We start from the raw sequence: 24,684 nt of genomic DNA, 5'->3' as shown, positions 1-24,684 counted from the left end.
GATGAGATTAAAAGTAGCCGTGATGGGGATTACCCACGAATCCAATACGTTTGTAAAAGAACCTACAACGCTTCGTCAGTTTAGAGAAGGACACTGGATGAAGGGCGAAGCTTTGCTGAATGAATACCGTGGTGCGTTTCATGAACTGGGTGGCATGATCGAAGTGCTGGAACAGGAAGGTATTGAGATTGTTCCGGTGATGTATGCGGAAGCAACACCAGGGGGTATAGTTTCGACGGTTACTTACGAGATTTTGTTGCAGGAGTTGTTTACAGCATTGGATAGTGCGCTTCCGGTGGATGGATGCCTGGTGGTTCCGCATGGAGCCGGGGTATCCGAATCATTTCGGGATATGGATGGGCATTGGTTAAGCCTTGTCCGGGAAAAGTTGGGCGATGGCATTCCCATTATTGGAACGCTTGATCCACATGGTAATGTGAGTGATCAGATGATTGCATCAACCAATGCATTGGTTGCATATAAGACCAATCCGCACATCGACCAGCGGGAAACTGGGCGTTTGGCCGCAAAATTATTGGTAAGTACGCTGAAGAAAAAAATAAGACCCCTTCAGCACTTAATTCAGCTACCGATGGCCATAAGTATAGAGCAGCAGTTTACGGGCAAAGCGCCATGTAAAAGTTTATATGCTTTGGCTGATGTGCTTAGCCGGCAGCAAGGTATTTTGTCGGTCAGTATCATGTTGGGCTTTCCTTATGCAGATGTGGAAGAAATGGGTTCTTCTATCATTGTGGTTACTGATGACGACGAACAGCTGGCCATAGGCACCGGTAAAACGCTCGAAGCTTATATGATGGTACATAAACAAGAATTTTTTGGGCTTAAACAAGATATAGAGGATTTATTGCCGAGGATTGAAAAGAGTGAAAAACCTGTTTTACTACTCGATATGGGAGATAATGTGGGAGGAGGAGCCCCAGGAAACAGCGCCTATTTGCTGAAAGCGTTGGAAGCTAGGGGTAAGATCAGATCATTTATATGTCTTTGTGATCCTACAGCAGTGCAGCTTGCAACCCGGCATGCTGTGGGAGATACTTTTGAGATGGTTACAGGAGATCATGAGGATTTAACAATGAACTATACCAGCCGGGTAAAATTACTTTATACTGGCGATGGAAAGTTTAAGGAAACTGTGCCCCGGCATGGGGGGCAGGTTAATTTTGATATGGGTAAAATTGCTCTCGTAGTTACATCCGCAGGAAATACAATAATGCTGACTTCCCTGCGTGTTCCTCCTTTTAGTTTGAAGCAATTGACCAGTTTTAACATAATGCCTGAGGAGTTTGATGTGCTTGTTGCTAAAGGGGTAAATGCGCCAATTGCCGCTTATGCTACAGTTTGCAAGACTTTGCTACAGGTTAATACACCGGGGGTTACCTGTGCAGATATGACCCGTTTTAATTATATGAACAGAAGGAGGCCTATATTTCCTTTTGAAGAGATTTGAAAAAAATAAAGATATAGAAATGGAGCGTATTAAAATTGCTGATTTACCTTTTTATACTGAGGGACCGGTTGTGGACAGACGTGGGGATTTTTATTGTACCACCCTTAACGGAGGATTGGTTTTGAAAGTGGATAACCGAAACAAATTTGTTGAATGGGCGAGATGTGCATGTCCGAATGGACAGTTTATTTTACCTGATGGTGATCATCTGATTTGTGACAGTGAGCTGAGCGCGGTGCTGAGGTTTAATGCAGCGGGAACTTTCTTAAGAAATGAAATTAAAGGTTTTTGCGCAGATGAACGTATTTTTACACCTAATGATCTGGTTGTAGATAGCGAAGGTAATTTATATTTTACTGATTCGGTAAGGCATACAGGTAAGGTCTTTTTTATTGGCATAGGGGGAGAACAAAAGGTCCTGATCGCTAATCTTGATTATCCCAATGGGTTGGTATTGTCGCATGATGAACGATACTTATATGTAGCAGAAAGCTACCGCAACAGAATTATAAAAATAAAACTGAAAATACCTGGTCTGGAAGATGGGGGGTATGAGGTTTTTGCGGATCTACCTGTACATGTTTCGGGAGATCCACAAAAAAACCTGCCAGACGGATTGGCTTTAGGGAAGAATGGCGAACTCCTGGTGGCGCATTACGGTATGCAGGCTGTTCAAATACTTTCGGCAAAAGGGCTTTTGGAGAGTTCCATCGAATCGGGGATGCCCTTAACCAGTAACGTTTGTTTTTTAAATGATAAAAGTCTGCTGGTAACCGGAGGATTTGGTGAACCTGGCCCCGGAGGGTTGTTTAAAATACTTTTTTAACTTTTTTCACATGATCAATCGTCAATGAAACTGCTATCTATTTATTTATTCTTATTGGGAAATATAATGTTGACTACTATAAATTCAAAAGCCCAGGTTATGCCGGTGTTCAGTGAGCTTACATCTTTACCCGATTCCGAGGGCTATGCAGGAATGTTTGCCGGGGTTAGCAATGGAAGGTTATTTTGCCTTGGCGGTGCCAATTTTCCTGATAAACGACCCTGGGAAGGCGGTAAAAAGAAGTGGTATGATGAAATCTACATGTTTCAGGAAGGCAAGGACTGGGTAAAGCTGGCTGATAAACTACCATCTCCACTTGGTTATGGAATAACTGTCAGCTATAAAAATCAATTTATAATTGTGGGTGGTAACCATGCAGCAGGATTTTCGGACAAAGTATATGGATATGAATGGACGGATGGCAGATTAAAAATGGTCCATTATCCGCAATTGCCTGTTCCCCTAGCCAATATGGCAGGAACACTTGTTGGCCAGCTAATCATCCTTGCCGGGGGGAATAGCTCTGCTACAGGCAGGGCAGGTAAACAGTGTTATGTGCTGGATCTTGAAGCGATTGACAGTGGATGGTCTGCATTGCCATCCTGGCCAGGAAGGGAACGGATGTTACCTCTATGTGCTGTGTATGGTGGTATGTTTTATTTGTTTGGCGGAGAAACTACTGGGATTAATTCCTTAAGTCAACATTACCGGCTTATCCTGGATGATGCCTACAGCTTTAAACCAAAAAAGGTGGATGGAAGATGGACCGGGACCTGGACTACACTTTCTCGTATGCCTAAAGGGCTGTCAGCCGGTGGTAGTCCATTACCCGTATTGGAAAATGGTGACGTAGTGTTTTGGGGTGGTGTTGATGCGTTAACCTCTTTGCATACTGATCCGCTTTCACATCCTGGAATATCGGCCGATGTGCAGTTGTATAACCTTAATAGCGATACCTGGAAATATGCAGGTAAAAAACTGGGAATTGCTGCTCCTGTTACTTTGCCTGTTGTAAACTGGAACGGGCGATGGCTTTACATTAGCGGGGAAATAAAACCTGGGATAAGGACCAATAAAATTTATGAGTTGAAATAGAAGGATAGTTATGGAATATCAGGAATTAAGAGGTTATAAATTTTCGAAACTGGCTTTGGGGACGGTAGCGTTAGGCCTGGATTATGGCATATCTAACAATAAAGGTAAGCCCGGAAAATCTGATAGTTCAGATATACTTGCTACAGCTTTAAGCTTAGGGATTAATACTATAGATACAGCAAGGGATTATGGTGATGCAGAGCTGTTGATCGGTGATTTTTTAAAGCGTACAGCAAATACAGCTCAGGTGAACCTGGTTACAAAATTTAGAATTGGTAAAGAGAATTTGTTAAATCCGGATAAGGTAAGGGCTCAGGTATACGACAGTGTTAAGTCGTCATTACATTTCCTTGGGCTTGAGCGTATCCCGGTTTGCTTACTACATAAGACGATGGATGAGCCAATGGGCCAGGTAATGAGGGTATTGCCTGAAATTTTTGAAAGTTTGAAAGAGGATGGGCTTATTGACCTGGCAGGGATTTCGGTAAACCATCCGGATGAGGCGGAAGAATTCCTTCAGCACCCCGTGATGGACGCCATACAGGTGCCGGTAAATGTATTTGACCAGCGAATAGTTGTTAATGGACTGTTGGCACGTATGCAATTGAAAAAAAAGATTGTATTTGCACGTAGTGTATTTTTACAGGGATTGTTCTTTGTACCAAAAGAAAATTTAAAAGGCAAATTGGCTGCTGCGGGTCCCTATATAGATAAGCTTAAGGAACTTGCCTTGCAAGCGGATAGGAGTGTAGCAGAATTGGCTTTTTCTTATGTAAACGGACTGGAAGGGATTACCAGTATCGTATTTGGAGCAGTAAGTGCCAAACAGGTAGAGGAAAATGTTGAGCTTTTAAGGGCAATGCCTATTCCGGATGAGGTTAAAAAATCAATTAATGAATTATTTACGGATGTGCCAGAAGTGATGATTACACCAGGACTTTGGAGCAATTAAATCATAATTAAGATGAAAATATTTAAGCTGGATGGCAAAGTGGCCATCGTAACAGGTGGTGCGGGATTGTATGGGAAGCCTATTTCATTAGCACTGGCTGAAGCTGGCGCGTTGGTCCTTGTGGCTTCTCGCGATCTGGAAAAATGCGATGCCTATGCAATGACGCTTAGGCTACAAGGCTTAAAAGCGGAGGGAATGTTCCTGGATATGGCGGACGAACAAAGCATTCGGGATTTTACAAAAAAGATCATCGAAAGGCATGGACAAATAGATATACTGGTAAACAATGCGGTATCCAGGGAGGGGTTTAAAGATTTAGAGGAGGTGAGCAAAACAGAATGGGAATGTTCGCAGCAAATCAACTCCACGGGACTAATGCTAATAACCCAAGCGGTGGTTTTGGAAATGAAAGCGCGGGGCTCTGGTAACATTATCAACATTGGCTCTATACAGGGAGTTGTGGGGCCAAACTTTGGAGTTTATGGCGATACAGGGATGACAAGTCCTTTAAACTACACCTATGATAAATGGGGAATGGTTGGTTTTACTAAATGGCTTGCAAATTTTTATGGCAAGTTTAATATCAGAGCCAATTGCATCAGTCCGGGGGGGTATGGCCCTGGGGTGGCGGAACTTATTGGACAAAACGAATTTGTAGAGAACTATAAGAAGCTGACCCCACTGGGGAGGTTTGCGGAAGATGATGACATCAAAGGCCCTGTCATTTTTCTGGCTTCAGAAGCCTCGGCGTATATAACAGGGCATAATTTGCTGGTAGACGGTGGTTGGACAAGTTGGTAGTGTTAATTTTTTTTAAGTAATAAATACATGAATATAGCAACAGAAATAACAGGTAAGGAATCTAAATTGCCGTCAAGGGCATGGCTGGTTGTAGCGTTGTTATGCATAGTGGGATGTTTAAACTATCTGGATCGTACTGTTATTACGACCATGCGCTCGTCCATTATAGAAGACCTTCCCATGACTGATGCTCAGTTTGGGCTGTTAACATCCGTGTTTTTATGGGTATATGGTTTTGCAAGTCCGGTGGCGGGCTACCTGGCGGACAGGTTTAACAGGAGCCTGGTAATTATGCTGAGTTTGTTTGTGTGGTCGGCAGTAACCTGGCTCACTTCGCATGCCACAACTTTTGATCAGTTGCTGGCAACTAGAGCATTAATGGGAATCAGTGAAGCCTGTTATATTCCTGCTGCCCTGGCTTTAATTACGGATTACCACCGAGGGCCAACCAGGTCGCTGGCAACGGGTTTTCATATGGCAGGTATTATGATTGGCCAGAGTCTGGGGTTTTTGGGTGGCTGGATTGCTGAAAAGTATGCCTGGACCACTGCATTTACTATTTTAGGGGGTGCCGGAATCGTATATACGTTTGTTCTATTGTTCATCTTAAGAGATGTGCCAAAGAGCAGCGAGGTAATGTCAAAGCCGCTGGCAGCGATAAATACAAATGTTAGTTTCTTTCAGGGTATTAAGGCATTGTTTACAGGTAAAGCATTTAATATCCTGTTGGCTTACTGGAGTTTGCTTGGTGTGGTTAGCTGGAGTGTTATGGGCTGGCTTCCCACTTATTATAAGGAACATTTTGACCTGTCGCAGGCGCTTGCAGGTCTTTATGCCACTGGCTATCTGTATCCTGCTTCATTGGTGGGTGTATTGCTAGGTGGCTATCTGGCAGACAAATGGGCCAGAGTAAATCCCCGGGCACGAATTTATGTGCCGCTTATTGGTCTCTGTATATCCGCACCCTGTATTTTTTTTGCAAGCAGCACTACGGTATTGTCGCTCGCGATTTTATTCTTCGTGTTTTATGCGTTAACCAGGGCATTTTGCGACACCAATATGATGCCGATACTTTGTATGGTTGTGGACGATCGTTACCGCGCCACGGGTTACGGTATCTTTAATATGTTTAGCTGTATTGTTGGTGGAATAGGCTTATTTGCCGGAGGTGCCTTACGCGATTCGAATGTAAACCTGAGCAGTGTATATCAGTTTGCTGCCTTAACGATGCTGATATGCGCGGCTCTTTTGTTTATGGCGAGGCCAAAACAAATAAACTCAGGCGAAAATCAATAAATACTTGACAACATAATTTGAAATTTTATATCAATGGAAAATAAGAAATATATCGAATCTGGCGCTTTATTAGCGAGGGCAAAAAAGGTATTGGCCGGAGGTGTTTCCTCAGAGTTCAGAAAGTATAATCATCCACATGCACTGTTCTATACCCATGGAAGGGGAGCTAAGGTTTATGATGCGGATGGGAACGAGTATCTTGATTTTACTTTAAGCCAGGGGCCACTCATTCTGGGACATTCCCATCCGGAAGTACTGCACGCGATAAATGATTATTCGGAGCTAGGGCAGCTTTTTGCAGGGCAACACATTCGCGAGCTGGAATTGGCTGAAAAAATCCAGGAGCTCATTCCTTCCGCTGAGCTGATGAGGTTTTGTTTAGATGGTTCTGAAGCTGTTCAAACGGCATTTCGCGTGGCCAGAGCTAAAACAGGTAAACAAAAGTTTCTGCGTTTTGAGGGACATTATCATGGTTGGCTGGACAATGTAAGTTGGGGCATATCTGCCGGTCCTGATGGATTTTTAGGCAGCAGGGAAAATCCAGAGGTATATCCCTGGTCTGAAGGCCTGCCAGCCCGTGCCCGGGAAGAATTTTTGATCATCCCCTGGAACGATCCTGAGTTATTGATCGCAACTGTTGAGCAACATCACCATGAACTGGCTGCAATTATTACCGAGCCGGTGATGTGTAATAATGGCTGTATCGTTGCAGATAATGGGTTTTTACAGTGTATGCGGGATCTTTGCGACAGATTTGGGATAGCGCTTATTTTTGATGAGGTGATCACTGGCTTTCGACTATCGCTAGGTGGTGCACAGCGTTATTTTAATATCAGTCCGGACCTGTCTATTTTTGCGAAAGCAATGGGGAGCGGTTATCCAATTAGTGTGGTGGCTGGAAAAAATGAATGGATGCGTTTAATTGCCGATTCACGCGTAATTCATGCTGGTACCATGAATTCGGGAAATGCCTCTATAGCAGCGGCATTGGCTACAATTCAGGTGCTGGAACGCGAAGATCCATATGAAAATATGTTTTTGCTGGGTGAGAGGTTAATGGAAGGCTTGTGTAAAGCGGCGAAAGATACAGGTAAGCAATTACTTGTCCAGGGACCTGGGCCTATGTTTAGCATTGCTTTTACGCAGTTGGATCAGATAAAGGATTATCGGGATACACTTCAATCTGATCGCTTAAAATTAGGAAAATTCATTTCTGGTATGCACAATGAGGGGGTAAGGATTATTGGTCGTGGGTTATGGTATATCAGTGCAGCACATCGGGAGGAGGATATAGAATTTGCATTGCATAAAGCTCAAAAAGTACTTAAGGAAATGCATTAATGTTTTTTAAGGATGATTGGGGATAGAAGAGTTGATATTGGATTAGGCTGTGTAACTTTTGGGCGAGAAATCGATCGGCTGAGTGCTTTTAGTATGATGGATTATGCGCTGGGTAGAGGCATTAAACTTTTTGATACCGCTGCAGCTTATCATCATGGGGCATCTGAATCTATTATAGGCAGCTGGCTGGCTTCGCGGCAGCCAGACCAAAGCCAGGTGCGGGTGGCTACAAAAGTTTCACCACCTTACTCTGCTCAAAGTATTCTCAAGTCAATAGACGAAAGCCTTAATCGTTTAGAAAAGGATACCCTGGACATATTTTACCTCCACTCCTGGGATGGCTCTGTTAAAAATTTGGAGGTGTTAAGGACGCTTGATCAATGTGTAAAACAAGGGAAAGCAAATGCGCTTGGTGCCAGTAATTTTACTGCAGACCAGCTGGAAGAAGTGATTCAATTGCAGCAATTAAATGGCCTGATGTCATTTAAATATATTCAGAATAATCATAATCTTGCTGTTAGCGATTTAACTAAAAAGTTAATGGATGTTTGTAATGTAAATCAAATAGATATTGTTACATACAGTCCACTTGGTGCTGGTTTTCTTACTGGAAAATATACAAACAGCATGCCGGATGACTCTCGTTTCAGGGTAGTCCCCGGACATCAGAAAATATATTTTACTGATCAGGCATTAAAAAAATGTGAATGCCTTAGAAAAGTTTCTCTTCTTACTGGTTATAGTATGGAGCATATCGCTATGTCATGGGCTTTACATCAATCAGGAGTTAAATATGCTCTGGTAGGAGGACGATCGTGGGAACAAGTTGAAAAGGCTTTTATTGCACAAGGGTTTTATGACAAAGATATTTTTCAGGCATTAGACACTTGATTTCACTGAAGATACTTTTACATCCCCATCAGTTCTTATAAATATCGTTAAATTTTTGCCCTATTGTTTCTGCCAAAATATAGAGAATTTTATGAGGTATTGATAATATTATGTTTAAAGCCCGGCGTATTTGGAACAAGTTGTGTGGGGGTGCTCGGCAACTGTCTCATCTGTTTTCAGACTGCTGTAAATATTCTGAAAAGCTTTATTTGAGCATACGCGTAAGAGCTTCTAAAAGACCCTTAAAACAATAAAAGCCCACTTTTTAGTGAGCTTTTATCAGTAGCGGGGAGCAGGATCGAACTGCCGACCTCAGGGTTATGAATCCTGCGCTCTAACCATCTGAGCTACCCCGCCGGTAGGTCTTTTTTGTAAAGAGTTGCAAATATAGAATAAATTACTTTTCTTTAGAAACAAATGTTAAAAATAGTCTAAAAAATTCAGGATATAAGTGCTTAACGATGTCAGAAAAGAAAAAATTTACCTTAGAATATGAATTGAGATCGTCTCCACGTATTTTATTTAGCTTTATCAGTGAGCCCAATGGCTTATCGCAATGGTTTGCCGACGATGTAATTTTCCGTGATCAGGTATATACATTTACATGGGATGATGAAATACAAAAAGCAAAGTTGTTAAGCATAAAAGAAAATAAGCTGGTTAAATTTAAATGGGTTGATGATGAACCGCATTGTTATTTTGAAATGGAAATTGTTCAGGACGAACTGACCAATGATGTGGCACTGGCCATCACCGATTTTGCTACCGATGATACGCTTGCCGAACGTACACAAATCTGGGATAACCAGATCAACTATCTCCATAGTGTATTAGGTGCTTAAATTTTCGCTGGCTTTGCCTACATTTGTATATTGAAAAAGATTCATTTACTACTTGTCAAAGCATTTATAAGGCCCTTCTTCGTCACTTTTTTTATAGTGATGTTTATTTTATTAATGCTTTTTTTATTTAAGTACGTTGACGACTTGATTGGAAAGGGCTTTGAGTGGTACGTAATACTGGAATTGATGTATTATGCATCTGCTGCAAATGTTTCAATGGCACTTCCACTTTCAATATTATTATCTTCTATCATGACATTTGGCACGCTAGGAGAGAACTATGAGCTGGTCGCCATCAAATCGGCGGGGGTATCTTTACAAAAAGCCATGATGCCCCTGCTGGTACTCATTATTTTTCTGGCCATCAGTTCTTTTCTGTTTTCTGAATACATGTTGCCAAAAGCAAATCTAAAGTTTGGTTCTTTATTGTGGGATATCAGGAATAAAAAACTGTCTTTTTTAATTAAAGAGGGAGTCTTTAACAATAGCATCCCGGGATATTCCATTCGGGTAGACAAGAAGGGAAGTGATGGCATCTCTTTACACAATGTAATGATCTATGACCATACCAGCAACAACGGAATTGCAAAGATCATCATTGCGAAGAGTGGGAAGATGTCAAAAAATGATGATTATCTGCTGCTAACTTTACATGATGGAGTAAGATATGAGGAATCAAATGGTAAAAGTTCTTCCTATAACCCAAGACAGGAATTAACCAGGATGCGGTTTAAAGAAACTGACCAGAAGTTTGACATATCCAGTTTTAAGATGAACCGTACCGATGAAGAGGGTTTTAGAGGGAATACGCAAATGCTTAACCTAAAGGGGCTCACAAAAAAGAAGGATTCACTAACTCGGGAACTGGATAGTGTAAACAAGTTTGCTGCGTTAAATCTGAGCAGTTATTACAAACAGAATAATTATACCAAAGGCTATACAAAAGTTAAAATCAAAGCAAAAAAAATTGAAGGAACTGTATTGAACACGATCCCTAAAGCTCAACGCTTAACCGTTCTTCAAAATGCCCTGGATCAGGCAAATTCTATTTTGCAAACTACATCAGGCCGACTTCAGGACCATGCAGACCGTGTAAGGAACATTATAAAGGTAGAGATTGAATTCCAGAAGAAGTTTACCCTGGCGGCTTCGTGTTTGTTGCTGTTCTTTATTGGGGCACCGCTAGGGGCCATTATTAGAAAAGGGGGACTGGGTTTGCCTGTTGTAATGGCCATTGTATTTTTCCTTTTTTACCATATTATTGCTACAGTTTCAGAGAAGTCGGCAACCCAGGGCTCACTAACCCCCTTTTTCGGAATGTGGCTTGCATTTATTATTTTATCTCCTTTGGGTGCATTTTTAACCTATAAAGCAACCGTAGATTCGGCCTTATTTGATGTAAATTATTTTAAGCAGCTCATTATCAATTTCTTTAAAAAGAATAAGTCAAAAGTGTCTGCGGAAAAGGTTTAAGCAGGTATAATTTATTCATTACTTATTTATGATATTTAAGACATAAAATTGTCTTTGAAGGTTGTAACTTTGTATTGTAATTTAAATGAACCTTCAAATCGATGATTTGAAGGTTGATATACTCATAAAATGGAAATTAAACTTGATGCAATAGAAGATGCTATTGCGGATATAAAAGCAGGGAAGGTTATTATTGTTGTCGACGATGAAGACCGCGAAAACGAAGGAGACTTTTTAACCGCCGCAGAGAATGCGACGCCAGAGGTAATTAACTTTATGGCTACCTATGGCCGTGGATTAATATGTGCACCGCTAACTGAGCAAAGATGCGATGAACTGGGTTTAGAATCTATGGTTGGGAAAAATACTGCTGCCTATGAAACAAATTTTACGGTATCCGTCGATTTGCTTGGTCATGGTTGTACAACCGGAATTTCAGCATCTGACAGATCAAAAACTATACTTGCACTGATCGATCCTAAAATAGATCCTTCAGAACTGGGCAGACCAGGACATATTTTTCCGTTAAGGGCAAAAGATGGGGGCGTTTTAAGACGCGCTGGCCATACAGAAGCTTCTACTGACCTGGCCAGACTGGCAGGAATGAAAGAGGCAGGAGTGCTGGTAGAAATATTAAAAGAAGATGGGGAAATGGCCAGGCTTCCGGATCTGATTAAGATTGCAGAAAGACATCAGCTTAAAATCATATCCATAAAGGACCTTATTGCCTACAGACTGAGCAAAGAGAGCTTGATTAAGGAAGAAGTTACGATTAATTTGCCAACTCAGTGGGGCGATTTCAAGATGACAGCTTATACACAGATAGACAACTATGCAACTCACCTGGCTATCAGTAAGGGAACATGGGCTGCCGATGAGCCTGTACTGGCCAGAGTGCACAGTTCCTGCGTTACAGGAGATATTTTTGGATCATGCCGCTGCGATTGCGGTCCGCAACTGCACAAAGCTTTGGAAATGATCGATAAAGAAGGCAAAGGGGTAGTGGTTTACATGAACCAGGAGGGCCGGGGAATTGGCCTGATCAATAAATTGCGTTCTTATAATCTTCAGGATGCGGGTTTTGATACCGTTGAAGCCAATATTAAACTAGGATTTAAAGGAGATGAACGGGATTATGGTGTTGGGGCTCAGATATTAAGGGCGCAGGGGGTAACTAAAATGCGCTTAATGTCTAATAACCCTACAAAACGGGCAGGTTTAATTGGTTATGGTCTGGAAATTGTGGAGAACATTCCTATTGAAATAGAGAGCAATATCCACAATGAGCTTTACTTAAAAACAAAGCGGGATAAGATGGGCCATCAGATTATGAAAGGCTAATTATTTCCTTTTAGGATTTTTCTGATTATTTATTATACCCTCCTTATTTTGGGGAGGCTGGACGGCAGAAGGTTTTTTTTCCTCTTCTGCCGTCTTTTTTTCAAGTTCCAGTTTCTTTTGTTTTTCTTCCCTGCGCAGTTTTCCTGAGATTTTTTGAACAAATTCCCTGAAGCTGTCAAATTGCTGGGTATAGATCAGACCCAAAGAGGTTACATTGGTGTTTTGTATGCCGGTGTTGAAAATGCTTTGCTGTGTTGGAGGTTTATTGGCCAGCTTACCTACCAGTGTACCATCTTTCTTGATCAGTGCCAGCACCTCAACTTCACTACCTACATTGTCTCTTGAAAAACCAATTGGCGACAGATCGTTGGTGCTGTTCTTATCTACAATCCCTGCATTTAAAACAATCCTGTCCTGAAAAAACCTGAAGGATGCATTGGCCTCGCTCAACGAACGGATGTTGATGTCTACGAAATCCAGGTTCAGTGAGGAAAGTACATTGTTAAACTGGTTAAACAGTAATTCTGTTGCCGTACTGGCTACTCCGGATTTTAACTGTTTGCCTAGGTCTTCTTTTCCACTTCCGGGCGCAAAACTACGTCTGATAATCAGACTTAAGGCCTGCAGGTTCCGGTTGTTATCATCATTAAAATACGTCTGCATTTCTTCTTTAATAGCAGGATTGGAAGGAAAAAAAACATCCAGTTTAATGTCAGGTTTTAATAGCAGGCCGGTAAGGCCCATTTCAACCTCAGTAAGCACCCTTTGATTGGCGTTACTGCTTTCTCTGTTGGCAGCCGCATAAAGATCGCTGGTGCTCGCCCTGAGTGCATAAATAGCTTTTAAGTTGATCTGCGCAGCAGAGGGGTTTCCTGTCCACCTGATTGTTCCCCCCTGTCGGATGGTAAACTTCTTATTAATGACTTCCTGAGCTGTAAAATCAAAACTGCCACTTTCAATGATATAGTCGCCCGACATTTCAAAATCGCCGAAGCTATTGATTTTAAGGGCCAGGTTTTTTGAATAACCTTTACCACTCAGGTTACCCAATGTTGTAAAAATATTTGCAGTACTATTGGCATCTACATTTAGTTTTAAGCTCATGGTCAGGCCATCAAAACTGGTCTGTTTTTTTACATAGCTGGCAGTGTCTTTACTTATAAAAGTGATAAAGTCTTTACTTGAAACAGTTTCAGAGCTATTTAAGGGTAAATTAAATACAGTTCCCTTTTCTGTTTTAGCATCAATGTCAATAAACATTTTATTTGTCGGACCTTTAAATTTAAAAGTACCAGTGGCATAAGCTTCTCCGAAATAGAGGGAATTATCTTTCTCGGTCGTGTTTAAGGCCATGAAATTGGTGGCATTTACAACAACATCAAGCGTAGGGTTATTGATGTCATTTAAATCCACTGTTCCATTTGCTATCGCTTCATTATTATCTGTATCCAACAATTTGAGGTCGTTAATGTCAATCACACTATTGTTAACCCCAACCTCATCAGAAATTGTATATCTTGTTTTAAGGTAATTGATGGTCATGGCAGCCTCATCCAGTGTAAGGCTTCCTTTAATTGATGGTTTGTCAAAAGGACCGGTCACAGTCAGATCAGAGGAGACATGACCTTTCAGATCTGATACCAGGTTATTAATGAAGGGCTCAAAAACAGCAAGCTCACTTTTATCCAGCCTTACTTTCAGGTCAATTTCCTTTTTTTCAAGGTCCAGATTTCCGGTGGCCCTTAAAGTTTCTCTGTCTGTAGTCACAATTTTGGTGTATATATTGGCTGTATTTTTAGCCTTGTCATACGATGACGTGTCTGTCAAGGTCCCGATGTAAGTGTCATTAAAAACCAGAGAATCGATTTTAAGGTTATCATGAATTTCGGGCGATTTAAGAATGTTGGCTAATTTTGTTTCACCGTTTACATTTCCGCTCAATTTTAGTCCAAGTGTTTTCACAAAAGGATTTAATGTAGTCAGGCTAAAATCTTTAAAACCTACCAGTAGCAGATCTTTAGGATCACTTGACAGTGTTCCATCCAAAGTAAGCAGCTGCCGGCCATTGTTAAGGTCAAAATTGCTGATCTCCGTTTTTCCTTCATGAAAATTTATCCTCACTTTTTCCTGGATTTTCCATTCTTCGTTGTTGACAACCAAAATAGAAGGAAGTATACTTATGCGTGCAGTTGTATCACTGGCAAATTCAATCAATCCATTTAAATCCAGTTGGTTAACATCATCCTCGTTAGAAAGCTTAACGTTTAAGGAGAGGCTGTCATTCCGCAATATATTGGAGATGTTTACATTTTTAATATGCAGGCTGTCGTTCAGGTCAACCCTGTCTGAGGTAAAAATAGCCTGCAGCTGATTCGTACTTGTATTTTCGTCAATAATGATGTTGTTTACAACTATCCCTTTATACTTAAGTTTTTTGATAAAACCATTTAAAGTGGCAGTATTGTTTGGAGAATCGAAATTGCCGGTCAATATGGCCTGATCTTCAATTTCCAGTCCGGGTACCAGTAATTCGGCAATAGGTTCAAATCTTTTTATAACGAGGTTAAACTGAAATATCTGATCCCCATACTTTACAATATCAGCTTTTAAAGATGGGATATACTTTTTAGCCAATGCTTTATAATAGGATGGGATAGTATTTAAGTCGTACTGACCTTTAATGCTGGCATCAAATATATCGGATTTTATGGTTAAACTGCGTTCTTTGCCCAGTCCACTAGCCTGCAGCTCTACAGAATCTATGTTGTAAATCCCTTTAACATTATCTAATCTTATTTCCTGTAGCCTCAGATTTCCCTGTATGTTGTTCAGATTGTTACCAGAAAAGTTGGTACTGAATACAGCATCAATTTTTAAAGAATCCTTATATAATTTGAGTGCCCTTAATTTGGCATTTTTTATAGTTGCTTTAAAGTTGAACACTGGAAGTTTTGGGTTCAGGTTAACACCGCCATCAAAAGCAAGCTGAACATTTTTATCGTTAATGGTGAGTCTTCCATCAAAATATTTCTTGTCGAAAGTGCCATCTATTTTAACGTTTCTATATCTGTAGCTGTTAAAATCAATATAATCGATATCTCCATTTAGTTTTTCAGAAAGACTGTTGACCTCTGTACCCCGGCCTTTTACATATAAAGAGGCCGAGAGCCTGCCCAGTGTTTTTTCGTCTATCAGCGTACCGATGTCAAAATCGTAAGTTTTAACATTTCCTGTATAAGAAGGGATTCCCTTCCTGTCTATTTTCATGTTTACATCAGACACCAATCTGCCAAGGCGGGTTTTGAATTCGCCATAAGCAATAAAATCGTTTTTAAAGCCTGTAAAAGATCCATTGAAATTGATGTTTCCAAATTTATTGACCACTTTTGGGACAACGGTTCCATTTTTGCCGGTAATACTGGATACGATCTCATCCAGGTCTGTTTTATTTGTGCCGGCCATCTCTATCTTCAGGTCCATAAAAGTTTCCTTGATATAAGGCAGCCCCTTTAACATAAAATCGCCCTTAATATAGGTAGCTTTTCCGGCCTTAACAGCCAGTTTTTTTGCCCTTAAATTATTAACCAAACCGGTAATTCGGCCATCTATATCAATATCCAGGTGCATCTGGTCCAGTTCGGAAGTAAAAAAAGAGACATCACGGGATGAAATGTGACTATCTACAAAATTGGCATTCATCCTTACCTTATTGATATAATCATCAAAATCTGCAAAGCGTTTAAAGCGCATCTGAAAATAATCAGACAGCCGGCTTCTGTTGGTTACCAGCAACAGTTTCTTTAGTTCAATGCTATTGGTATCAATGGTGGTAAATGCCGTGAGGTTTTTTAAATAGAAACCGCTTTTTTCTTTAAAGGTAAGATCCTTTATTTTGGTTTGCAGGATATGATCTTTTGTATTTAGCTTCTCGAAAATTCCATTCAGATTACTGAGGGCTACATCGTCAAAGTTTATACCTTTCATAGCGGTATCCTTTTGTCTGTAGTTTTTATACTTAAAACCAAAGTTGTTCAGGATAATCCTGTCGAAGGAAATCTGGTAAGGCTTTTTTTTCTTTTTTACATTGGGTGGGCCCGAATCAAAATAGTCAATAATGAAATCAAGGTTGGTAGACCTGTCTTTATATGATTTCAGGTAGAAAGTGCCGTTATTAATTTGTATTGTATTAACGGCGATGATACGGTTTTTTAAAGAAAACCGGTTCATGTCGACCAGAAATTTTGGTGTGTTGAGTATAGTATCCTTTTGCTGATCAAGAACCAGCAGGTCCTCAATCACAACAGATTTGAAAGGTTTGATGTAAATGCCACTTAAGGAGATGGTTGTATTCAGTTCTTTTGACAAATAAGCGGCAGCTTTTTTAGCCACGTAGGTCTGCACAGGTCTGAACTGAAGGGCAAAAAGAATGACCGCAACAAGTAATATTACCGATGCAACAAGCCAAAGCAGTATTTGTAATAGTTTTTTAATAGTTTTGTAGCTTAATTATAAATAACCGTGTCTGTAATACTTGCTATAGAATCTTCTTGCGATGAAACTTCAGTTGCTATATGTAACAACGGCAAAATTACTGCCAATGTTATTGCAAACCAAACAATTCATGAAAATTATGGTGGCGTAATACCTGAACTTGCATCAAGGGTACATCAACAAAATATCGTTCCGGTTATACAACAGGCATTAACTGATGCTAAAGTAAGCAAAAAGGAATTAAGTGCCGTTGCATTTACCAGGGGACCAGGTCTTTTGGGGTCATTGCTGGTTGGTGTTTCATTTGCCAAATCATTTGCTTTGGCGCTTGATTTGCCCTTAATAGCCGTTAACCACATGCATGCACACATTCTGGCACATTTTATTGATGATCCCAAACCTGCATTTCCTTTTTTATGCCTTACGGTTTCGGGAGGGCATACCCAGATTGTATTGATTAGGAGTTATTTTGACATGGAGATCGTGGGGGAAACTCTTGATGATGCTGCTGGCGAGGCTTTTGACAAGACTGCCAAAATCCTGAATCTTCCTTATCCGGGCGGACCACTGATAGATAAACATGCAAAAGAAGGAAATCCGCTGGCCTTTAAGTTCCCTGAACCTCAGATAAAAGATTTAAATTACAGTTTTAGTGGCTTAAAGACTGCTATCTTGTATTTTATCAGGGCGCAGGAAAAAGAAAATCCTGATTTTATTGCCGGCAATTTAAATGATATCTGCGCATCTGTACAACATAGTATTGTTGACATTTTGCTCAATAAATTAAAAAAGGCGGCCCAGCAATATGGAATAAAAGAAATTGCAATAGCCGGTGGGGTTTCGGCAAACAGTGGCCTGCGGCATGCACTTCAAAAAATGGCGGGACAGCAGGGTTGGAATGTTTATATCCCCGCATTTCAGTATTGCACAGATAATGCTGCTATGATTGCCATTGCAGGATATCATAAATATTTAAACGGTGATTTTGTTGGCCAGGATGTGGCTCCACTTTCACGAATGGAATTTTAAAATAAGAGATTATGAATGCAGCTAGCTATGTTTTTTTTGGATTACTGTTAATCCCATTGATAGTTTTTTTAGGTTGGTTGATCAAAAAGGATAAAAAAAAGAATTATATAGGCCTCTTTGTGCTGATTGCAATGGCTGTGATCGCGTTGATTGCTATTCTGAAATATGACAGTAAGTTTATGGAAACAGGGGCGGGTAGTACATTAAAATCGCAGCCACCGAGTTACAGGTAATAAAAAAGGCTGATGTTTTTTACACCATCAGCCTTTTTATGCTAGGCAATCGATGTTTAAACTTTTTCTTCCAGTTTTTCTCCGGTTACTTCAGCACGTATTTTTGCTTCAATTTCTTCAGACAATTCTGGGTTATCCATTAACAGTTGTTTCACGGCATCTCTACCTTGTCCAAGCTTGGTATCACCATAAGAGAACCATGAACCTGCTTTTTTGATGATGTTAAAATCAACACCGAGGTCGATGATCTCACCCGTTTTAGAGATTCCCTCACCAAACATAATGTCAAATTCAGCAATACGGAAAGGGGGGGCAACTTTATTTTTTACAATTTTCACTTTTACCCTGTTCCCGGAAACTTCATCAGAATCTTTGATCTGGGAAGTCCTGCGGATATCGAGACGTACTGAGGCATAGAATTTCAAGGCATTACCACCGGTTGTAGTCTCAGGATTACCAAACATTACCCCAATTTTTTCACGCAGCTGGTTGATGAAAATACAGCAACATCCGGTTTTAGAAATGGTTCCTGTTAATTTACGTAAGGCTTGAGACATCAGGCGCGCATGTAAGCCCATTTTAGAATCACCCATTTCGCCTTCAATCTCTGCTTTTGGTACCAATGCGGCTACAGAGTCGATCACGATTACATCAATCGCACCAGAGCGGATCAGGTTATCTGCAATTTCCAGGGCCTGTTCGCCATTGTCCGGCTGAGAGATCAGCAGGTTGTCTACATCAACACCCAATTTTTTGGCATAGCCTTTATCAAAAGCATGTTCCGCATCCACAATTGCAGCTATACCACCTTTTTTCTGTGCTTCAGCTATAATGTGTGTAGCTAAGGTTGTTTTACCTGAAGATTCAGGCCCGTATATCTCAATAATCCTTCCTTTTGGTACACCCCCAATACCCAAAGCAATGTCAAGGCTGATAGATCCGGTAGAAATGGATTCAATAGGCTCTACAGCATTATCCCCAAGTTTCATCACAGTACCTTTACCGTATGATTTTTCTAACTTATCTAAAGTAAGTTGTAGTGCTTTTAATTTGTCTGCGTTTGTGCTCATAGTATTATAATTCTTGTTAGGCTAAACATTAGCTATATGCTTAGCTTTAGTGCTAATTATATTAGCAAATATAATGTAATTTAATTTTAAATCAATAAATAAAGTTGTTTTATTTTACCTGACCTGTAATATCACTAATTATTTTAGTTATTTTATTGTTGCTTTGATAATATTTACAAAAATGTGCGATCTCACAAATACTGCATTTAGGTGAGCGTGCTACACATACATATCTGCCATGCAATATTAACCAGTGGTGGGCTACATGGATGGTGTGTTCCGGGAGGTTTTTAACCAGGTCTTTTTCTACTGCTAAGGGGGTTTTTCCATTAGTTAGCCCTATTCTGTTGGCTACCCTGAAAACATGGGTGTCAACGGCCATTGCGGGTGCATTATAAATTACGGAAGCAATCACATTGGCTGTTTTGCGGCCAACTCCGGGCATTTTCTGCAGCTGGTCAACATCCGATGGTACCTCATTGTTAAACTCATGTAACAACATATTGGCCATTCCTACCAGGTGCTTGGCCTTATTATTCGGATAGCTTACACTTCTGATGTAATCAAATACTATATCAGGGGTCGTTTCTGCAAGTGCTTTTGCATTTGGAAAACGCTGGAATAGGGCAGGGGTAACCTGGTTGATGCGCTTGTCGGTACATTGTGCAGATAAAATCACTGCAACCAACAGTTGAAAGGGATTGTTGTAATGTAGTTCTGTTTCAGCATTGGGTTGCCTGGCAGAAAAATGGGCCACAAAAAGCCGGTATCTTTCTTTTTTGAGCATAGGCAAACTTAGATAAATAATATTGTTCTTTCAATGGATGCTGAGGAAATGCTTTGTCATAAAAAAGCTGCCGGTTTCCCGACAGCTTAATTCTTTTTTAAATTACAAGCTTCTTGAGTAAGCCAGGATCCTGGCAATGCTTTCATCTGCCGGGTCTTTTTTCAGCGAATCCAATTGTGTTTTAATATGATCATAAAACATGGCGTCGATTCCTTCAGTTTCATCTGCAGGAGTACCGTCCTGCTTTTGTTGCTGGTAATTTAAGTTGTCAATTGAAGTAAAGGTTTCCATCATAAGCAAATAACGTGTATTGTTTTTTTATTAATAAACGCAATTGCTGTTAATTTATTTTAACCCTAACTATAATTATTTGTAATTTATTTTTTACAAATGAAAAATGCCCTTCTAAGGTGATAATGCTCTTTTATTAAGAGATTTCTTTCACTTTCATCATCTTACGGAGGTTATTCAGTGCATAACGCATCCTTCCAAGTGCGGTATTTATGCTCACCTCCGTCAGGTCTGCAATCTCCTTAAAGCTAAGGTCTGCATAATGGCGCATAATTAAAACCTCTTTCTGATCGTCGGGCAATAAATGGATCATTGTCCTCAGGTCAAAATGGGTCTGTTCCCTCAGCATTTTATCTTCTGCACTTTCTTCATGAAACTGAAGCAGGTTAAAAACGTCTGTGCCATCGGCACTTGTAATTACCGGGGCCCGTTTTTCACGTCTGAAATAATCTATCACCAAGTTGTGTGCAATGCGCATCACCCATGGTAAAAATTTGCCTTCCTCATTGTAGCGCCCGGACCGTAACGTGTTGATCACTTTTATAAAAGCATCCTGAAATATATCTTCAGCTAAATACTGATCTTTTACCAAAAGATATATAGATGTGTAAATTTTAGACTTGTGTCTTTTCAGAAGTTCTTCCAAAACGGTCTCATCACCATTAAGGTATAACTTAATTAATTCCTGATCACTGTATTGTTGTAATTTCATAGGAGTATCCTTACTAAATTCCCTTGCTGCTTGCTAAAAAATTATTTAGTAGATGTTTTCTTCTATATGAGTTCTCCTATCAGTTTGTTTGTTAGTGGTTTGATTTATCAGTTAATATTTCAAAAGAAGGATTTTTTTATCATAAAACCATATAAAAAGTGTTAAAAAAAATTAAAAGTGGTCTCAGAGCCTTATTTTTGCATTTCCACAAAAAACCAATATTGTGTTATTTGGGTTATATTAGCGTCATTCTATCCGGAAATCAATGAATAAAGAAATCAATAAAGATCCACATACAAACATTATCATAAAAGGTGCCAGAGTTCATAATCTTAAAAATATAGATGTTGCCATACCTAAAAATAAACTGGTAGTGATTACCGGAATGTCGGGCTCGGGCAAGTCTTCGCTGGCTTTCGATACTTTGTATGCAGAGGGGCAGCGCCGCTATGTAGAGAGTTTGTCTTCATATGCCAGGCAGTTTATGGGAAGGATGAACAAGCCCGATGTGGATTATATTAAAGGGATAGCACCGGCAATAGCAATTGAACAAAAAGTGATCACCTCCAACCCGCGCTCCACCGTTGGTACTTCAACAGAAATATACGACTATCTGAAACTCCTTTTTTCCAGGATCGGCAAAACCTATTCGCCGCAATCGGGCAAAGTTGTAAAAAGAGATACTGTTACCACTGTTGTTGATTTTATATCTGCACTGGGCAATGAAAGTGTGGTTACCATCTTTTGCCCCTTATTCCCACACAACAACAGGTCCTTAAAAGAAGAGCTGGCGGTGCTTTTACAAAAGGGTTTCCTCAGGGTTTCCTATAAAAAGAAGGTACTTAAAATAGAGGATATCCTGGAAGATAAGGATTTTAAGGATTTTGAACTTAAGGATGAACAAACTGTGCAGATATTGATCGACCGCATTGTAGTCAACCCAGAAGAAGAAACGTTAAGCCGTATTGCCGATTCTGTACAAACTGCGTTTTTTGAAGGAAAAGGCGATTGTTATGTAGAACACGAGGGGAAGTTAAACCATTTCTGCGATAGGTTCGAACTGGATGGGATCCGCTTTGAAGAGCCCACGCCTAATTTTTTTAGTTTCAACAATCCTTATGGTGCCTGTAAAAGGTGCGAAGGGTATGGCAGCGTGATCGGTATAGATGAAGATCTGGTGATCCCCGATAAGAGTAAAAGTGTTTACGATAATGCTATTGCACCCTGGCGGGGAGAAAAAATGCGCGAATGGCTGAACAAACTGGTCAGAAATGCCGAGAAATTTGACTTCCCGATCCACCGCCCTTATAGCGAGCTTACAGAAAAGGAACAGAAACTGATCTGGGCAGGCAACAAGTATTTTGGCGGACTGGATGATTTTTTTAAAGAGCTGGAAGAGCAGACCTATAAAATCCAGTACCGGGTAATGCTTTCGAGGTACAGAGGAAAAACCATCTGTCCGGATTGTAAAGGGTCAAGGTTGCGCAAGGATGCTGCCTATGTTAAAATAGAAAATAAATCTATCATGGATGTGGTACTGATGCCATTGGCTACCATACTTGATTTTTTTGAAAACCTGAAACTTTCTGATACAGAGCAAAAGATCTCCAAACGCTTACTGGCCGAGATTGTAAACAGGGTACTGTATCTAAACAATGTGGGCCTGGGCTACCTGACTTTAAACCGTCTTTCCAATACCCTTTCGGGAGGAGAATCGCAACGAATTAATCTGGCCACTTCTTTAGGCAGCAGTCTGGTGGGCTCCATTTACGTGCTCGACGAGCCCAGTATAGGCCTGCATCCCAGGGATACCAATAAACTGATAGAAGTACTGCAGGCCCTCCGTAATGTGGGCAATACTGTGTTGGTTGTAGAGCATGAAGAAGAAATGATGAAGGCTGCCGATCACATCATTGATATAGGCCCCGAGGCAGGCACGCATGGGGGCAACCTCGTATTCAGTGGTACTTATAAAGAAATTATAAAGGATAAAGACAGTTTAACCGGCCGTTACCTTTCAGGTGCCGAAAAAATAGCCATCCCTGCCAAACGCAGAGCTTGGAAAGACCATGTTTTAATTAAAGGGGCAAGAGAGAACAACCTTAAAAACATCGATGTAAAAATCCCACTGGGTATATTTACAGTAGTCAGTGGTGTTTCGGGCTCCGGAAAAACCAGTCTGATCAAAAAAATCTTTTATCCTGCCTTGCAAAAAGCGATAGGCAACTATTCCGGTGAGCAGACCGGTGCATACGATGGTATTTATGGCAATTACGACCTGGTGAGCCAGGTGGAAATGGTAGATCAGAATCCTATTGGCCGTTCGTCCAGGTCAAACCCCGTTACTTATGTTAAGGCATGGGATGATGTAAGGGCCTTGTTTTCGGCCCTGCCCGCCTCAAAAGCTGCAGGACTGAAGCCAGCTGCCTTTTCTTTTAATGTGGAAGGCGGGCGCTGTGATGTTTGCCAGGGAGAAGGAGAGGTGAAGATAGAAATGCAGTTTATGGCTGATATTTACCTGCCCTGCGAAACCTGTGGCGGCAGAAGATTTAAGCAGCAGGTACTGGATGTAACCTACCAGGATAAAAATGTAGCAGATATACTGGACCTGACCATAGAAGAGGCTGTAGCTTTCTTTAGCAATGAGCCTAAAATACTGCATAAACTGCAACCCCTGGTTGATGTTGGCCTGGGCTATGTCCATCTGGGCCAGTCCTCTAATACCCTCTCGGGCGGTGAGGCCCAGCGGATTAAACTGGCTTCCTTTTTAATTAAAGGAAACAATGCCAATAAAACCATGTTCATTTTTGATGAGCCCACCACCGGCCTGCACTTTCACGACATTAAAAAACTGCTGATCGCACTGAACACCCTGATCGAGCAAGGCAATTCTGTCTTGGTGATAGAACACAATATGGACATGATCAAATCAGCTGACTGGGTCATCGACATTGGCCCGGAAGGCGGGGATAAAGGTGGCAATGTTGTTTTTGAAGGTACCCCGGAAGCATTGCTTTCTGCCAGATCGTCCTACACGGCCAGGTATTTAAAAGACCATATGAAACCAGCATAAGTTTGTCGAATGTTATGAATCCTATGAAATCATTGTATCTTCGCGCATGCTTTTTTTAACACTCTTTCTGGGAATTGTCTTAAATATGGTCGGTTATATTCCCCCGGGAAACATTAACCTTACAGTGGTTCAGATTACCATTACCAGGGGCATTCGTCAGGCATTGTATTTTATCTTTGCCTTCTCTACTGTAGAAATCCTTTTCACCTTTGGTGTTATGCGTTTTGTACAATGGCTGTCGAGCGAAATTAACCTGGAAAACACCATTGATGTAGTTATGGTATTCATGTTTGGGATATTGGGGGTATTAACCTGGAAGTCCAGAAAAGAAATGCCCAAGGCCGATTATTCTAAAAAGGACAGCATCAGGTATGGCATGTTACTGGGGGTTATTAACCCTATGCAAATCCCTTACTGGCTGTTTGTAGGCACTTACCTGATCTCGCATGAATGGATCGATATCGGTTACCTTTCCCTTTCTGTTTTTAGTATTGGCTCGGGCGTTGGCGCCGCACTTGCCCTATACGGTTTTGCGCGTTTTGCCCAGTATATACAGGAAAAGTTTGCCTTAAGCAGCTATATTGTCAACAAAAGTATTGCCCTACTTTTCTTTGCGCTTTCTGCCTATCACATAGGAAAGATCACGTATATCCACTGGATCAAATAAAAACA

General features: G+C 40.8%; 20 protein-coding genes and 1 tRNA gene. 15 read left to right on the top strand and 6 right to left on the bottom strand.

What is annotated here, in order from left to right:
* Nucleotide 1 precedes the first annotated feature (1 nt).
* The 8 genes from PHEP_RS17770 (at nt 2) to PHEP_RS17735 (ending at nt 8,670) form a co-directional block, all read left to right on the top strand.
* The gene (locus tag PHEP_RS17770; RefSeq protein WP_015809371.1) at nt 2–1,468 is read left to right on the top strand and encodes a M81 family metallopeptidase; all 1,467 of its coding nucleotides are present in this window, start codon (nt 2–4) and stop codon (nt 1,466–1,468) included.
* A gap of 19 nt (nt 1,469–1,487) precedes the next feature.
* Nucleotides 1,488–2,294, top strand: a complete 807-nt coding sequence (locus PHEP_RS17765; RefSeq protein ID WP_015809370.1) for an SMP-30/gluconolactonase/LRE family protein — start codon at nt 1,488–1,490, stop codon at nt 2,292–2,294.
* Nucleotides 2,295–2,360: 66 nt separating this feature from the next.
* Nucleotides 2,361–3,389 (top strand): hypothetical protein, encoded by a 1,029-nt coding sequence (locus tag PHEP_RS17760; RefSeq protein ID WP_041534523.1) that lies wholly within the window; start codon nt 2,361–2,363, stop codon nt 3,387–3,389.
* A gap of 10 nt (nt 3,390–3,399) precedes the next feature.
* A complete protein-coding gene (locus PHEP_RS17755; RefSeq protein ID WP_015809368.1) occupies nt 3,400–4,341 on the top strand; it encodes an aldo/keto reductase in 942 nt (313 codons plus the stop codon).
* A gap of 12 nt (nt 4,342–4,353) precedes the next feature.
* Complete coding sequence (locus tag PHEP_RS17750; RefSeq protein WP_015809367.1) at nt 4,354–5,142, top strand: SDR family oxidoreductase; 789 nt, start codon at nt 4,354–4,356, stop codon at nt 5,140–5,142.
* A 27-nt stretch (nt 5,143–5,169) separates the two neighbouring features.
* Nucleotides 5,170–6,438 carry a spinster family MFS transporter gene (locus PHEP_RS17745; protein ID WP_015809366.1) on the top strand — a complete coding sequence of 423 codons (1,269 nt, stop codon included), beginning with the start codon at nt 5,170–5,172 and terminating at the stop codon, nt 6,436–6,438.
* A 33-nt stretch (nt 6,439–6,471) separates the two neighbouring features.
* Entirely contained in the window at nt 6,472–7,779 is a 1,308-nt protein-coding gene (locus PHEP_RS17740; RefSeq protein ID WP_015809365.1) for an aspartate aminotransferase family protein, read from the top strand.
* A gap of 12 nt (nt 7,780–7,791) precedes the next feature.
* A complete protein-coding gene (locus PHEP_RS17735) occupies nt 7,792–8,670 on the top strand; it encodes an aldo/keto reductase (RefSeq protein WP_015809364.1) in 879 nt (292 codons plus the stop codon).
* A 283-nt stretch (nt 8,671–8,953) separates the two neighbouring features.
* Here the strand turns inward: PHEP_RS17735 and PHEP_RS17730 are convergent.
* A tRNA-Met gene (locus PHEP_RS17730) sits at nt 8,954–9,027 on the bottom strand.
* Nucleotides 9,028–9,131: 104 nt separating this feature from the next.
* Between PHEP_RS17730 and PHEP_RS17725 the strand changes: the two genes are divergently transcribed.
* The 3 genes from PHEP_RS17725 to PHEP_RS17715 all read left to right on the top strand — a co-directional run bounded on the left by PHEP_RS17725 (nt 9,132) and on the right by PHEP_RS17715 (nt 12,326).
* Nucleotides 9,132–9,512 (top strand): START-like domain-containing protein, encoded by a 381-nt coding sequence (locus PHEP_RS17725; protein WP_015809363.1) that lies wholly within the window; start codon nt 9,132–9,134, stop codon nt 9,510–9,512.
* Between the two features lie 30 nt (nt 9,513–9,542).
* The gene (locus PHEP_RS17720) at nt 9,543–10,985 is read left to right on the top strand and encodes an LptF/LptG family permease (protein WP_015809362.1); all 1,443 of its coding nucleotides are present in this window, start codon (nt 9,543–9,545) and stop codon (nt 10,983–10,985) included.
* A 129-nt stretch (nt 10,986–11,114) separates the two neighbouring features.
* Nucleotides 11,115–12,326 (top strand): bifunctional 3,4-dihydroxy-2-butanone-4-phosphate synthase/GTP cyclohydrolase II, encoded by a 1,212-nt coding sequence (locus tag PHEP_RS17715; protein ID WP_015809361.1) that lies wholly within the window; start codon nt 11,115–11,117, stop codon nt 12,324–12,326.
* Here PHEP_RS17715 and PHEP_RS17710 read toward each other — a convergent pair whose 3' ends face one another.
* A complete protein-coding gene (locus PHEP_RS17710) occupies nt 12,327–16,691 on the bottom strand; it encodes a translocation/assembly module TamB domain-containing protein (protein ID WP_238326500.1) in 4,365 nt (1,454 codons plus the stop codon).
* Between the two features lie 153 nt (nt 16,692–16,844).
* Here PHEP_RS17710 and tsaD point away from each other — a divergent pair, with 153 nt between their 5' ends.
* Complete coding sequence (gene tsaD, locus PHEP_RS17705) at nt 16,845–17,846, top strand: tRNA (adenosine(37)-N6)-threonylcarbamoyltransferase complex transferase subunit TsaD (RefSeq protein WP_015809359.1); 1,002 nt, start codon at nt 16,845–16,847, stop codon at nt 17,844–17,846.
* A gap of 11 nt (nt 17,847–17,857) precedes the next feature.
* Entirely contained in the window at nt 17,858–18,079 is a 222-nt protein-coding gene (locus PHEP_RS17700; RefSeq protein ID WP_015809358.1) for a hypothetical protein, read from the top strand.
* Between the two features lie 56 nt (nt 18,080–18,135).
* Here the strand turns inward: PHEP_RS17700 and recA are convergent, their stop codons facing one another.
* From recA to PHEP_RS17680, 4 genes are all read right to left on the bottom strand, one after another.
* On the bottom strand, nt 18,136–19,149 hold the full coding sequence (recA, locus tag PHEP_RS17695) for a recombinase RecA (RefSeq protein WP_015809357.1): 1,014 nt from the start codon (nt 19,147–19,149) through the stop codon (nt 18,136–18,138).
* A gap of 109 nt (nt 19,150–19,258) precedes the next feature.
* A complete protein-coding gene (gene nth / locus PHEP_RS17690) occupies nt 19,259–19,936 on the bottom strand; it encodes an endonuclease III (RefSeq protein ID WP_015809356.1) in 678 nt (225 codons plus the stop codon).
* 102 nt (nt 19,937–20,038) lie between these two features.
* Nucleotides 20,039–20,230: a hypothetical protein gene (locus PHEP_RS17685; RefSeq protein WP_015809355.1), complete on the bottom strand. Its 192-nt coding sequence runs from the start codon at nt 20,228–20,230 to the stop codon at nt 20,039–20,041.
* A 133-nt stretch (nt 20,231–20,363) separates the two neighbouring features.
* The gene (locus PHEP_RS17680; protein WP_015809354.1) at nt 20,364–20,939 is read right to left on the bottom strand and encodes an RNA polymerase sigma factor; all 576 of its coding nucleotides are present in this window, start codon (nt 20,937–20,939) and stop codon (nt 20,364–20,366) included.
* 265 nt (nt 20,940–21,204) lie between these two features.
* Here PHEP_RS17680 and uvrA point away from each other — a divergent pair, with 265 nt between their 5' ends.
* Both uvrA and PHEP_RS17670 read left to right on the top strand, forming a co-directional pair.
* Nucleotides 21,205–24,012 carry an excinuclease ABC subunit UvrA gene (gene uvrA, locus PHEP_RS17675; RefSeq protein ID WP_015809353.1) on the top strand — a complete coding sequence of 936 codons (2,808 nt, stop codon included), beginning with the start codon at nt 21,205–21,207 and terminating at the stop codon, nt 24,010–24,012.
* Between the two features lie 46 nt (nt 24,013–24,058).
* On the top strand, nt 24,059–24,679 hold the full coding sequence (locus PHEP_RS17670) for a LysE family transporter (RefSeq protein ID WP_015809352.1): 621 nt from the start codon (nt 24,059–24,061) through the stop codon (nt 24,677–24,679).
* The last annotated feature ends 5 nt before the right edge of the window (nt 24,680–24,684 follow it).

It is taken from the genome of Pedobacter heparinus DSM 2366 (genome assembly GCF_000023825.1).
Lineage (GTDB): Bacteria > Bacteroidota > Bacteroidia > Sphingobacteriales > Sphingobacteriaceae > Pedobacter > Pedobacter heparinus.
This window is presented reverse-complemented; position numbering and strand designations above follow the sequence as displayed.

Bases quoted from the DNA above. Each gene is read 5' to 3' on its own strand.
- PHEP_RS17770 (WP_015809371.1), top strand. From the start codon at position 2: ATGAGATTAAAAGTAGCCGTGATGGGGATTACCCACGAATCCAATACG.
- PHEP_RS17765 (WP_015809370.1), top strand. From the start codon at position 1,488: ATGGAGCGTATTAAAATTGCTGATTTACCTTTTTATACTGAGGGACCG.
- PHEP_RS17760 (WP_041534523.1), top strand. From the start codon at position 2,361: ATGTTGACTACTATAAATTCAAAAGCCCAGGTTATGCCGGTGTTCAGT.
- PHEP_RS17755 (WP_015809368.1), top strand. From the start codon at position 3,400: ATGGAATATCAGGAATTAAGAGGTTATAAATTTTCGAAACTGGCTTTG.
- PHEP_RS17750 (WP_015809367.1), top strand. From the start codon at position 4,354: ATGAAAATATTTAAGCTGGATGGCAAAGTGGCCATCGTAACAGGTGGT.
- PHEP_RS17745 (WP_015809366.1), top strand. From the start codon at position 5,170: ATGAATATAGCAACAGAAATAACAGGTAAGGAATCTAAATTGCCGTCA.
- PHEP_RS17740 (WP_015809365.1), top strand. From the start codon at position 6,472: ATGGAAAATAAGAAATATATCGAATCTGGCGCTTTATTAGCGAGGGCA.
- PHEP_RS17735 (WP_015809364.1), top strand. From the start codon at position 7,792: ATGATTGGGGATAGAAGAGTTGATATTGGATTAGGCTGTGTAACTTTT.
- PHEP_RS17725 (WP_015809363.1), top strand. From the start codon at position 9,132: ATGTCAGAAAAGAAAAAATTTACCTTAGAATATGAATTGAGATCGTCT.
- PHEP_RS17715 (WP_015809361.1), top strand. From the start codon at position 11,115: ATGGAAATTAAACTTGATGCAATAGAAGATGCTATTGCGGATATAAAA.
- PHEP_RS17700 (WP_015809358.1), top strand. From the start codon at position 17,858: ATGAATGCAGCTAGCTATGTTTTTTTTGGATTACTGTTAATCCCATTG.
- recA (WP_015809357.1), bottom strand. From the start codon at position 19,149: ATGAGCACAAACGCAGACAAATTAAAAGCACTACAACTTACTTTAGAT.
- nth (WP_015809356.1), bottom strand. From the start codon at position 19,936: ATGCTCAAAAAAGAAAGATACCGGCTTTTTGTGGCCCATTTTTCTGCC.
- PHEP_RS17685 (WP_015809355.1), bottom strand. From the start codon at position 20,230: ATGATGGAAACCTTTACTTCAATTGACAACTTAAATTACCAGCAACAA.
- PHEP_RS17680 (WP_015809354.1), bottom strand. From the start codon at position 20,939: ATGAAATTACAACAATACAGTGATCAGGAATTAATTAAGTTATACCTT.
- uvrA (WP_015809353.1), top strand. From the start codon at position 21,205: ATGAATAAAGAAATCAATAAAGATCCACATACAAACATTATCATAAAA.
- PHEP_RS17670 (WP_015809352.1), top strand. From the start codon at position 24,059: ATGCTTTTTTTAACACTCTTTCTGGGAATTGTCTTAAATATGGTCGGT.